This window comes from Pseudomonas sp. FW305-70, assembly GCF_058783925.1.
In genome coordinates this window covers 1-12527 of the sequence record NZ_JBYSYZ010000036.1, presented here as the reverse complement: position 1 = coordinate 12527, position 12527 = coordinate 1, and the positions used below count along the sequence as shown (strand labels likewise).

8 protein-coding genes and 2 pseudogenes are annotated in these 12527 nt (G+C 62.4%); 7 read left to right on the top strand and 3 right to left on the bottom strand.

All coding sequences use genetic code 11. The annotated features are described in order from the left end of the window. A complete protein-coding gene (locus tag AC3WN7_RS22175) occupies window positions 1–966 on the bottom strand; it encodes a tripartite tricarboxylate transporter substrate binding protein (RefSeq protein WP_095967239.1) in 966 nt (321 codons plus the stop codon). A 348-nt stretch (window positions 967–1314) separates the two neighbouring features. Here AC3WN7_RS22175 and AC3WN7_RS22170 point away from each other — a divergent pair, with 348 nt between their 5' ends. The 4 genes from AC3WN7_RS22170 to AC3WN7_RS22155 all read left to right on the top strand — a co-directional run bounded on the left by AC3WN7_RS22170 (window position 1315) and on the right by AC3WN7_RS22155 (window position 6263). Further along, on the top strand, window positions 1315–1572 hold the full coding sequence (locus AC3WN7_RS22170; RefSeq protein ID WP_015094603.1) for a DUF2790 domain-containing protein: 258 nt from the start codon (window positions 1315–1317) through the stop codon (window positions 1570–1572). A gap of 85 nt (window positions 1573–1657) precedes the next feature. Further along, window positions 1658–2329 carry a heavy metal response regulator transcription factor gene (locus AC3WN7_RS22165; protein WP_102674926.1) on the top strand — a complete coding sequence of 224 codons (672 nt, stop codon included), beginning with the start codon at window positions 1658–1660 and terminating at the stop codon, window positions 2327–2329. A gap of 8 nt (window positions 2330–2337) precedes the next feature. Beyond that, window positions 2338–3768: a heavy metal sensor histidine kinase gene (locus tag AC3WN7_RS22160; protein ID WP_102674925.1), complete on the top strand. Its 1431-nt coding sequence runs from the start codon at window positions 2338–2340 to the stop codon at window positions 3766–3768. 107 nt (window positions 3769–3875) lie between these two features. After that, window positions 3876–6263, top strand: coding sequence for a DUF3772 domain-containing protein (locus tag AC3WN7_RS22155; RefSeq protein ID WP_095967242.1), 2388 nt, complete (start codon window positions 3876–3878; stop codon window positions 6261–6263). 207 nt (window positions 6264–6470) lie between these two features. Here the strand turns inward: AC3WN7_RS22155 and AC3WN7_RS22150 are convergent, their stop codons facing one another. Further along, window positions 6471–7961: an aldehyde dehydrogenase family protein gene (locus AC3WN7_RS22150; protein ID WP_102674924.1), complete on the bottom strand. Its 1491-nt coding sequence runs from the start codon at window positions 7959–7961 to the stop codon at window positions 6471–6473. A gap of 101 nt (window positions 7962–8062) precedes the next feature. Next, complete coding sequence (locus AC3WN7_RS22145) at window positions 8063–8452, bottom strand: c-type cytochrome (protein WP_102674923.1); 390 nt, start codon at window positions 8450–8452, stop codon at window positions 8063–8065. 282 nt (window positions 8453–8734) lie between these two features. Here AC3WN7_RS22145 and AC3WN7_RS22140 point away from each other — a divergent pair, with 282 nt between their 5' ends. From AC3WN7_RS22140 to AC3WN7_RS22130, 3 genes and pseudogenes are all read left to right on the top strand, one after another. Further along, on the top strand, window positions 8735–10057 hold the full coding sequence (locus AC3WN7_RS22140; RefSeq protein WP_102674922.1) for an alginate export family protein: 1323 nt from the start codon (window positions 8735–8737) through the stop codon (window positions 10055–10057). Window positions 10058–10072: 15 nt separating this feature from the next. Then, a pseudogene (locus AC3WN7_RS22135) lies at window positions 10073–10840 on the top strand (cache domain-containing protein); the annotation flags it as partial. Between the two features lie 375 nt (window positions 10841–11215). Further along, window positions 11216–12238, top strand: a pseudogene (locus AC3WN7_RS22130) (methyl-accepting chemotaxis protein); the annotation flags it as partial. Window positions 12239–12527 lie beyond the last annotated feature (289 nt).

Here is a 12527-nt window from a genome sequence, read left to right as displayed (position 1 = left end):
TCAAAGCAGCCCGACCTTGATCAGCATGGCGCGCAACCGCACGTGTTCTTCCTCGACGAATTTGCCGAACTCATCGCCGGTCAACACGCTGGGCGTCCAGGCGTTGGCCTGGATATTGTCCTGCCAGACCTTGCTGTTGGTAGCGGCCACCACAGCGTCGATCACCTCTTTGCGCTGCTGCGGGGTAAGGCCCGCCGCACCGTAAACGCCGCGCCAGTTGCCGATCGTCACGTCATAGCCGCTCTCCTTGAGGGTCGGTGCGTCAATGCCGGGAACACGCTCCGGCGCGCCGATGGCCAGGACACGGAACTGACCGCTCTTGATGTACTGGCCCAGCTCGGCGAAACCGCCGGTGATCACCTTGAGCTGGCCGCCCAGCGCCTGGGCAACCACCTCGCCACCGCCACCAAACGCCACGTAGTTCACCTTGTTGACCGGCACGTCCAGCTTGCCCGCCAGCTCGGCAATGCCGATGTGATCCACCGAGCCCTTGGAGCCGCCGCCCCAGGTGATGCTCGTCGGCTTGTCCTTGAAGGCCTTGATCAGGTCATCGAGGGTCTTGTATTCCGATTCCTTGCGCACGGCGATCACGTTGTACTCGGTGAACAACCGGGCAATGGGCGTCACATCCTTCAGGCTGATCTGCGATTTGTTCTGTTCGATGCCTGCGACCATGATCGCCCCGACCACCAGCAACGCATTCGGATCGCCCTTGGTGCTGTTGGCAAATTGCGCCAGCCCCAGGGTCCCGCCCGCCCCACCCTTGTTCTCGAAGGTCACGGCCTTGGCCGTATTGGCTTCGACCATGGCCTTGCCCAGCACACGGGCAGTCTGGTCATAACCACCGCCCACCGAGCCCGGGGCCATGAATTTCACGGTATCGAGGGCGAAGGCCGGTGCGGCAAGCACGGCAGCGGTCAAACCGGCGGCCATGCAGCGACTGAAACGACGGATCAAAGCGGACATGGGCATCTCCTGATTGCGTTGTTTTTATAGGTGCCGCTTGCCCATCGAGGTGTTCGAAGAGCATGGGCCTGCAAACAAGCTTAGGCCATGGATCCGCGGGTTGCTGCTGCCCCCCTGTGGGAGCGAGCTTGCTCGCGATGACGGAGTGTCAGTCGACATTTTCGGTGTCTGACACACCGCTATCGCGAGCAAGCTCGCTCCCACAGGGGGGTTGCGGTGTTGCCAGCGGCGTTTCATTACAACTTTGTCATCAAGTTGTTGGTCGGCTGTCCGGATCACACCGTTAGCCTGAACTCACTGTCAGGCCCGACCCGGCAGCCACCCAGCCCTTGTAGAGAGAGATTCGTCATGAAACTGTTGATCGCGGGCTTTGCCGCCCTGCTCGCCACCGGTTCGGCGTTTGCCGCCACCCAGCCCACCTCGCCGATCATCCACGACCAGGACGGCTTCTATGTCCCGGTGGAAGTGGCCAAAGTGCTGTCCATGACCGACCTCAACGGCAAGTGCGGCATCGTGCCCGCGCAGTTCAACTACCTCGACCACCAGGGCCGCGAGCATCAACTGAACTATCAGGTTCAGGGTGTGAACTGCCTTGGCGAGAACTGAGCGGATGCCTGCCGTCACCGCCGATCGGGCTACACTTGCGCCACTGATGCGCCCCCGTAGCCCGACCGAACCAGGCGGATTTTCCATGAACATCCTCGTAGTCGAAGACGAACCCAAGGCCGGCAATTACCTGCTCAACGGCCTGCAGGAACTCGGATACACCGTGAACCTGGCGCGCGACGGCGTCGATGGCCTGCACCTGGCCCTGGAACACGACTTCGATGTGATCGTGCTGGACGTGATGATGCCGAAGATGGATGGCTGGGAAGTCCTGCGCCGCCTGCGCAAGGAAGCCGACACACCGGTGCTGTTCCTCACCGCCCGGGATGACATCGCCGACCGCATCAAAGGCCTCGAACTGGGCGCCGACGATTACCTGATCAAACCCTTTTCCTTCGCCGAACTGGTGGCGCGCCTGCGCACCCTGACCCGCCGTGGCCCTACCCGGGAAGACGAACACCTGCACGTCGACGACCTGCAGATCGACGTGCTCAAGCGTCGCGTCAGCCGCGCCGGCAACCGCATCACCCTGACCAACAAGGAATTTGCCCTGCTGCACCTGTTCGCCACGCATCAGGGCGAAGTGCTGTCACGCTCGATGATCGCCTCGCGGGTCTGGGACATGAATTTCGACAGCGACACCAATGTCGTCGATGTCGCGGTGCGCCGCCTGCGCCTGAAAATCGACGATCCGTTCCAGCTCAAGCTGATCCACAGCGTGCGCGGCATCGGCTATCGCTTCGACATACAACCTTGAATGCCCCCATGAATGCCATGACGCCGCTGCGATCTGCCTCTCGTCTGAGCCACTCCTTGACCCTGCGCCTGGCGCTGGTGTTCGCCCTGCTGGCGTTTGTCTCGCTGGCGCTGCTGGGCGTGGCGCTGTACCGCGACCTGGAACGCGAGTTGATCCATCGCGACGACATTGCCCTGATCACCCGCATCGACCAGTTGCGTACCTTCCTCAACGACAGCAACACCCTGGACCTGATCAAGGCCAAACCCGCGCTGTTCCAGAACATGATGGGCAACCGCGAGGCCCTGCTGACCATCGGCACCCCGGGGCAACCGCCGTTGCTGGTGGTCAACCCGGGCAACCTGAAAATGCCGGTGCTGACCCCGGTGGCGATGGATCATCGACTGACCCTGGACGACGTGCAGCATTTACCCAACGTCAACGGCGTGCCGTTTTCCGCCCTGGCGGCGACCATCGACTCCGGGGACCTGGGCAGCCTGCAAGTGGTGACCGGGCGCCTGATGACCGAACGCACCGCCGTGCTCGCCGATTACCGGCTCAACGTCTACCTGTTCGCCACCCTGGCCGCGATTCTGCTGGCGTTGTCCGGTTATGTGCTGGTGCATCGCGGCCTGTTGCCGGTGCGGCGCCTGGCCCGCCACACCCAGAGCATCGACGTCGGCAACCTCAACGAGCGCCTCGACAGCCAGGGCGCACCGCTGGAGCTGCTGCCGATGATCGACGCCTTCAACGCCATGCTCGACCGCCTGGACAAAGGCTTTGTGCAATTGGGTCAGGTATCGACCGACATGGCCCACGAACTGCGTACGCCGATCAACAACCTGCTCGGCGAAACCCAGGTGGCCTTGCAGCAGAACCGCAGCACCGACGCCTATCAGCAGTTGCTGGCCTCCAATGTCGAAGAGCTCGAACGCCTGGCGCGCATGCTCGACAACATGCTGTTCCTGGCCCGCACCGATCCGCGCAGCGCCTTGCGCCAGCGTCAGGAACTGGATGCCGCCGACGAAATGCAACGCATGGCCGACTATTTCGAAGGCCCGGCGACCGACGTTGGCATCTGCATCAAAGCCCACGGCAGCGGCTTGATCTGGGCCGAGCCCATGTTGCTGCGTCGTGCCCTGGCCAACCTGTGCGCCAACGCCATCAAGTACGGCGCGCCGCATTCCGAGCTGTGCATTCACGCCAACCCGACCGCCAACGGCATCCAGGTGCAAGTGCGCAACCATGGCCAGACCATCCCGGCGCAGCATCTGTCACGGCTGTTCGAACGCTTCTACCGGGTCGATGAATCCCGCGAACGCTCGGCCCAATCCAACGGCCTGGGCCTGTCGATCGTGGCGACGATCATGCAACTGCACAACGGCGCCTGCCATGTCAGCAGTGCCGACGGCATCACCTGCTTCGAACTGTTTTTCCCGGCGCGGCAACAGCATGAGTAGCGCCCGGACGAAAACCGGCCGGGCACTTTCGACAAAACATCGCTCAAGGGTGCGAGTCATGGCCTAACCTCATTGGCTAAGTGACTAACAACCCGTCGAGCTCGCCGATGTTCAATGTATGGAAGTCAATGATTTACGTCGCCTTCGCACTGCTGGTGGCGACCCCGGGATGGCTGTCGGCGGCGACCATGGCCGACACCCTTGCTCCCGCCCCCACCGCCCCGGTCATCAGCATCTCCGACAGCGAATTGCTGGGGTTACAAAACCAGCTGAACAGCCTCAAGCAGCAGGTTTCCCAGGCCAGCACCTACACCCAGCTGGAAAGCTCACAGGACCTGGTGCTGGCACTGATCCAGAATATTGAAAGCCTCTCCACATCGCTGCTGCCTGGTCAGGCGCAGTTGCAGGCCCAACTCAACGTGCTGGGGCCAGTGCCGCTCGACGAGAGCCCACAGGTGACGTCTGGCATTACCACCCAACGAGACATCCTCAGCGAGCAAAAAAACAAGATCGACAACCAGCTCAAAACCCTGGCCGCGCTGAAAGTCAGTGCCGCCGAGCTGATCACCCAGATTGCCAGTATTCGCCGCAGCCTGCTGGAGGCGGAGGTGACCCAGCAGACCGCCAGCATCCTGAACCCGCGATTCTGGTCGCCCTTGTTCAATCTTCCGCTCGATGACCGCCAACGTTTCAGCACCCTCGTCCAGCAACTCAAGGCCACGCACCAGGCGGCCTGGCAACCTGGTCAACGCGCAATCACGGCCTCCCTGCTGGTTCTGGCCCTGGTCATCTGGACCCTGGGGCGAAAATTCGCCGGTCGGGGTCTGGCGTGGCTGTGCATTCATCGAATGCCCGAAGGCCGGTTACGGCGCAGCTCCCTGGCATTGGCCTCGGTACTGGCGACGGTGCTGAGCGCCGGCATCGCCCTGCAATTGCTGCACTTTGCCGCGACCCGGCAACTGCCCTACACCCCGTTGCTAGCCGATCTGGCGCAGTACCTGGAAAAGCTGGCCTATACCTGCGTGATGATCACCGGGTTGAGCCGCGCGTTGCTGTCGACCAAACATCCTTCATGGCGCCTGCCCGATATCGCCGATCCGGTGGCGCTGGCGATAGAGCCCTACCCCAGGCGGCTGGCAAGCCTGCTGCTGGTGCTGGTGACACTGGTGCAGATGAGCAACGTCACCGGCATGAGCGCCGAAGTGGTGTTGTTCGGCCGGGGAATCGTGGCGTTGGTCGTGGCACTGGTGATCGGCGCGCTGCTGTTGCGCGTCAGCAAGACCCGACGGGCGCTGATCGTTGCCGGAGAGACTCCCGAAGGCGTCACCACGTCCGCCGGCCTGATTTATGTGTTTGCCGGCGTTGCCGTGGTGGTGTCCCTGTTCGCCCTGGTGATCGGCTACGTGACGATGGCCCGGTTCATCACCTATGAAATGGTGTGGATTTTCATCGTCTTCGCCGCGTTCTACCTGCTCACGCAGGTGTACCAGGACACCTGCGAATCGCTTTTTTCACCCAGGCAACCTACCGGCAAGGCGATCAAACAGCTGCTGGGCATCGGCAATCCACGCCTGGAGCAGATATGCACCGTGTTTTCCGGGGCGGGCCGCGCCATCCTGATGCTGGTCGGCGTCATTGCGTTGTTTGTCGGCGGCGTAGGTACGACGTTCGGGCAACTGGTCACCAGCACCGCGGCCATTCTCGGTGGCGAAGGGCTGCGCAAGCTGAACATCGTCCCGGACAACTTGATGCGCGCCTTCCTGACACTGCTGATCGGTGTCTACCTGATTCGCACGCTACGCCGCTGGCTGGACGGCGAGTTCCTGCCGAAGACCGAGATGGACCCGGGCATGTGCGCCTCGCTGAGCACCCTGTTCGCCAACATCGGATACGCGTCGATCGTGCTGCTCACGCTGTCGTCGCTGGGGATCAAGTGGACCAACCTGGCCTGGATTGTCAGCGCCCTGTCAGTGGGCATCGGCTTCGGCCTGCAGGAGATCGTGAAGAATTTCATCTCCGGCCTGATTTTGTTGACCGAGCGCCCGGTGAAGGTCGGCGACCTGATCAGCATCAGTGGCGTCGAAGGCGACATACGACGGATCAACGTACGGGCCACGGAAATACAACTGGCCGACCGCTCGATCATGATCGTGCCCAACTCGCACCTGATTTCGCAGAACCTGCGCAACGTCACCCTTGGCGGCAGCGCCCAGGGCGTGGTGATACTCGAACTGATGTTCCCGCTGGATATCGATCCGGAACTGGTGCAAAACCTGCTGATGGACAGCTATACCGAGCACGAATCCATTCTGGATAAACCGGCGCCGTTCTTGCGTTTCAGCCAGTTGAAACCAGAAGGCATCACCTTGACCATCACCGGCTACGTCGGCAGCCCGCGCACGGTTGGGGCGATCAAGAGCGAGTTGCTGTTCGAAATTCTCAAGCGGCTGGGTGCCGCGGGCATTGAACTGGCGAAACCGCCACCCGCAGCGTGATTGTGGGAGCGATGGTGCAGCCGACCATCCTCTTACAGATTCACGCAAATCAAACTGTAGGAGCTGGCTTGCCAGCGATGGTCGTTAACGATAACGCGTGTGAACCGGATAAACGCGGCGCACTTGAGCCCATCGCCGGCAAGCCGGCTCCTACAAGACCGCATTATCTTGACGTTTTTCGCGAGCAAGCTCGCTCCTACAGGTTGATCAATGCGCGATACACACCGACTTGAGCTCGGTGTAGGCCTCGATCACCGCGCGACCGAACTCGCGGCCCATGCCCGATTGCTTGACGCCACCGAACGGCATTGCCGGGTCGAGCAGCACGTGGGCGTTGACCCACACCGTGCCGGCTTCGATACGTGGCACCAGGTTCATGGCTTTGCCCAGGTCGTTGGTCCACAGGCTCGCGGCCAGGCCGTAGCGGTTGTCGTTGGCCAGTTCGATCACGGCGTCTTCGTCGTCAAACGGCATCACGCCCAGTACCGGGCCGAACACTTCTTCGCGGGCCACGGCCATGCTGTGGTCGATGTCCGCCAGGATGGTCGGCTGCACGAAGAAGCCGTCGCCCTCCAGCAATTCACCGCCGGTGACCACCCGCGCACCTTCCTGGCGGGCCAGTTCGATGTGTTTGAGCACGCTTTGTTGTTGCTTGCGCGACACCAGCGGGTTGATCGCCGCGTCGCCATTCATGCCCGCGCCAATCGGCATCGCCGAGACCGCGGAGGCCAGGGCCTCGACGAATTTGTCGTGGATCGAGCGGTGCACATAGAAGCGCGATGCCGCGGCGCAGACCTGGCCGTTGTTCAGCAAGCCACCGAGGATCGCGCCTTGCACGGCTTTTTCGATGTCGGCATCGGCGAGCACGATCATCGGGTTCTTGCCGCCCAGTTCCAGGGAGAAACGCGTCATGTTTTCCATGCACGCCACGCCGACGCTCTTGCCCACGGCGGTGGAACCGGTGAACGACACCTTGCTCACCAGAGGATGCTGGGTCAACACACCGCCAACGGAAGCACCGCCACCGGTGACCACGTTGAACACGCCGGCCGGGATGCCGGCTTCCAGGGCCAGTTCCGCCAGGCGCATGGCGGTCAACGGGGTTTCCATCGCCGGCTTGATGATCACCGTGCAACCAGTGGCCAGGGCCGGCATCAGCTTCCAGGCGGCGATCAGCAGCGGGAAGTTCCATGGCACGATGCCGACCACCACGCCCACCGGCTCACGCTTGGTGAACGCAGTGAATTTCGCGCCCGGTGGCAGGGGGATCGACACGTCGAAGGTCTGCCCTTCGATCTTGGTCGCCCAGCCGGACATGTAGCGCATGAATTCCACGGTGGCGTTCAGGTCCAGCGCGCGGGCCATGTTGATCGACTTGCCCTGGCTCAGGGTTTCCAGTTGGGCCAGTTCTTCGGCGTGTTCTTCGACCAGGCGGGTGAAGTTCAGCAGGATGCGCTCACGGTCGGCCGGGCGCAGGCTCGACCACACGCCGGATTTGAACGCCTTGTGCGACGACTGTACGGCGCGCTCGACGATCTCCAGCGGCGCATCCAGGGTTTCGCACAGGGTTTGCCCGGTGGCCGGGTTGACCACGGCGATGCTGTCGCCCTCGGCAAACACCCACTGGCCGTCAATGAAGCAGCCGTGACGACGCTCGAGGAATGCAGCCACCTGGGGCAGGATTTCAACGTTGCTCATAATTCACCTTTCATTCAGGTGCAGGAGCCGACTCAAGGCCGTCTTCGCTGGCAAGCCAGCTCCCACAGGGGTTGGTGGTTGTTAGCCGGAAATTCGGCTGATCAGTGTTGTTCTTTGAGGAAGCACGCGACCGCCTGACGGTCGTCGGCGGACGCCAGGCCCATGTACGGCATGTAGGTGCCGGGCACGTAGGCCTGGGGCTGGGTGATCAATTGCGTGATGTTCTCGGCTTGCCAGCTGACGTCTTTGTCGCGCATGGCCTGGGAGTAGCTGAAGCCCGGCAGCGAGCCGGACTTGCGTCCGTACACGCCGAACAGGTTCGGCCCCATCATCCCGGTCGTACCCTGGGTCACCGCATGGCAGACGCTGCACTCAGTGGCAAACACTTGCGCACCACGCTGGGTATCCGTGGCGCACTCGGCGGCAGACACCGCTTGAACCAGGGTGAAGGACAGCAAGCCGATGAGGGACAAACGCAGCGAAGTGAACATAAGAAAACGCCCTTGAAAATCCACGCGCTCGCCAGCAGGCGAACACAACACCAAAAAACGCCGAGGCCAGGGTGCTTCGGCAGCTTGGTGGGGATTGTCGGTGGTCGCCGGCCGGCAGGTTTTGCCCTGCGTGCCAGTTATGTTGGCCGGGCTGCCAAACCGGACAATCTGGCATGCACAACCAACTAATTGGCAAACAGGGAAAAGGGCGAACGAAAGGCGCGACTTAGTATCCGGGCAGACCGCAAACCTGCGCTCAAGAACAAGAACGGATGCCACACCATGCTCAAGTCCCCCTTGCTTCGTCTCTCGACGCTCGCGCTGATGATCAGCGCCGGCCAGGCCAATGCCTATGAGCTGTACGCCGATGACGACAGCCATCTGAACGCCACCCTCGAAGCCGCGTTCGGCATTTTCCACAGCCAGGAAAACTACGCCCTGTCCGGCCGTCTCGACGAAGGTTCCTCGTCGTGGCGCGAGGGCTACATCAAATACGGTTTGAGTTTCGACAAGGGCCTGGGCGGTGCGGGCACGGCTTACGGCGCGGGCAACCTGCTCAGCTCCGGCACCTGGGGCGACGGCGATGCCGCCGGTTTCAGCGATGGCACCGAACGCACCACCAAGTTCGAAGACGCCTACCTCGGCTGGCGTTCGGCCGATCTGTTTGGTGCATTGGGCAAGGACGGTGTGGACCTGTCCTTCGGCCGCCAGAACATCGTGGTCGGTGACGGCTTCCTGATCGACGGCGACGCCCTGAACATGGGCAAGGGCCTGGCCGACGGCGAGTTCAACCGGGGCGGCGCCTACTACCTGGCCGCTCGCAAAGCCTTCGACGAAACCGCCGTATTGCGTCTGGGTGGCAAGGAAGGCTGGCGCAGCGACCTGATGTGGCTCAAGTCCGACAACCGCGCCCAGGCCAAGACCGAAATGTACGTCGGCACCCTGGAACACGTGGCCGAGGCCGGCACGGTGGGCCTGACCTACATCAAGACCACCGACATCGACGAGCAGTACGCCTCGCCGATCCAGCTCGAACGCGACGGCATGAAGACCTATAGCGTGCGCGCGGCGGGCAATGCCGGGGTGAAAGACCTGTTCCTGTCCGGCGAGTACGCCAAGCAGGACAAACCCCACGCCGCCACCGAAGACGCCTGGTACCTGGAAGCCGACTGGACCTTCTCCGACGCGACCTGGACCCCGAACGTCAGCTACCGCTACAGCCGCTTTTCGGAAGGCTACGACACCTTGTTCTACGGCATGAGCCGGGGTTATGGCACCTGGTTCCAGGGTGAAGTGGCGGGCAACTACGCCGGGCCGTTCAACAGCAACTCGCGGATTCAGAACGTCGGGCTGAAAGTCTCGCCGCTGGAAAACCTCAACCTGGGCGCGCTGTACTTCAACTTCGACACCATCGATCACAGCCTGGGCAATACCGACGGCCACGAAGTCGACCTGTATGCCGAATGGCACGTCAACGACCACCTGACCGTGATGCCGCTGGTGGGCATCTACCAGCCGGACAAGAGCGCCGAAAACGGCGGCACGCAACTGGGCAACAACGACCGGAACGTCTACGCCCAACTGCTGTTCGTCACCGGCTTCTAACCTCGGTCGTGGGCAATGGCGGCGTCATTGCCCACGTGGAAAAAGGTATTTCCAATGCACAAGAAACTCCTGACGATCCAGAGCAAGATCGCCCTCCTTGCCGGGCTCTGCCTGCTGCTGGTCGTCGGCTTGTTGATGGGCTTGTCGCTCTATCAGACCCACAAGAGCAGCCAGCAGGTTGCGCAAGCCAGCGGTGACATGCTCGCCAATGCGGCCAGGGAACACATGCAGGCCCTGGGCAAAGTGCAGGCCATGCAAGTGCAACGCACCTTCATGCAGACCCACGAATACGGCCAGGGGTTATCGCGCTACCTGTTGTACCTGCGACAGCTGCAACAACAGGGCAGCCTGACCCGCCCGCAACTGCGCCGGGAGCTGAGCACCCAGCTTCACCAGGCCTTGATCGACAAGCCCGACCTGCTCGGGCTTTATGTCATTTTCGAACCCGGTGGACTCGACGGCGACGACGCCGATTTCGCCCACCAGGCAGACATTGGTAGCAACGAAACCGGGCGCTTCGCCCTGTATTGGGTGCAGAGCAAACCCGGCGAACTGCAAGCGGTGATCGGCGACGAAGGCCTGCTTGCCAACACCGAGCTGGGGCCGAGCGGCGCGCCCTACAACGCCTTCTATACCTGCGCCCGCGACACCCGTCAGGCCTGTGTGCTCGAGCCTTATTTCGACGAAGCATCCGGCAGCCGCAAACTGGTGACCAGCGTGGCCTTCCCGTTGCTGGAAAACGGCAAGGTGATCGCCGTGGTCGGGCTCGACATCAACCTCGCCGCCCTGCAACAGAACAGCCAGGCCAGCGCCCGTGAGTTGTTCGAGGGCAACGGTCAGATCAGCATCGTCAGCCCGCGCGGGGTGATCTCTGCCAACAGCCAGGACGTCAGCCGCCTCGGCCAGCCGATGGACAACATCGAGGTGATGGACGCCTTGCACCAGGGCAAACCCAAGGTGTTTGTCGACGCCCGGCAGATCGAGGTGCTTGAGCCGCTGTCACCGATTGTCGGCGCCGCGCCGTGGGGCGTGCTGGTCGGCGTGCCGCAAGACGTCTTGCTGGCGCCGGTGACCACCTTGCAAAAAGAGCTCGATGCCCAAGGCGTGCAAAGCACCGCGCTGGAGTTGCTCCTCGGTGGCGGCTCGGCCCTGCTCGGCCTGCTGTTGATCGGGTACACGGCGCGGCGCATTACCCGGCCGCTGCAAGTGCTGACCCGCGTGATGGAGGATATCTCCCTCGGCGAAGGCGACCTGACCCGGCGCCTGCAGGTGCAATCGCGGGATGAAATCGGTCAATTGGCGACCGCCTTCAACCGCTTTGTCGAACGCATCCACCAGTCGATGCGCCAGGTGTCCTCGGCAGCTCTCGGTGTCAATGAAGGGGCGCGGCGCGTGCTGGATGCATCGAACGCTTCGCTGAGCAATTTCGACGATCAATCCACCCGCACCAGCAGCGTGGCGGCGGCGATCAACCAGTTGGGCGCGGCCGCCCAGGAGATCGCCCACAACGCCAGCGATGCCTCGCATCAGGCGTCCAGTGCCCGGCAACAGGCCGAAGACGGACGCCAGGTGGTGCAACGCACGATCGAGGTAATGAACGAACTGTCGGGCAAGATCAGTGCCTCGTGCGCCAACATCGAAGTACTCAACGACAAGACCGTGAACATCGGACAGATCCTCGAAGTGATCAAGGGCATCTCCCAACAGACCAACCTGCTGGCGCTCAACGCGGCCATTGAAGCGGCGCGGGCCGGTGAAGCGGGTCGTGGCTTTGCGGTAGTGGCGGACGAAGTGCGCAGCCTGGCCGGACGCACCCAGGCCTCGGCGCTGGAGATCCAGCAGATGATCGAAGAGCTGCAAGTGGGCGCACGGGAATCGGTCACCACCATGACCGAGAGCCAGCGCCACAGCGAAGAAAGCGTCACCATCGCCAACCTCGCCGGCTCCCGCCTGGGCAGCGTGACCCAGCGCATCGGCGAGATCGACAACGTCAACCAGTCCGTCGCCGCCGCCACGGAAGAACAGACGGCGGTGGTCGAAGCCCTTAACGTCGACATCACCCGGATCAACAGCCTGAACCAGCAAGGGGTGGAGAATTTGCAATCGACGTTGCGCGCTTGTACCGAGCTGGAACAGCAGGCCGGGCGGCTGAATCAGTTGGTGGGGAGTTTTCGGATCTGAGATCGGAGTTGCCTGATACATCGCCTTCGCGAGCAGGCTCGCTCCCACAATTGGATCTCTGCCATACACAAATCTTGTGTTCACCAGAGATCCCTGTGGGAGCGGGCTTGCCCGCGAAGAGGCCAGCACATCCAACATCACCGTCGCCTGACACACCGCCTTCGCGAGCAAGCCCGCTCCCACATATGGATTTCTGCCATACACAAATCCTGTGTTCACCAAAGATCCCTGTGGGAGCGGGCTTGCCCGCGATGAGGCCAGCACATCCAACATCACCGTCGCCTGACAC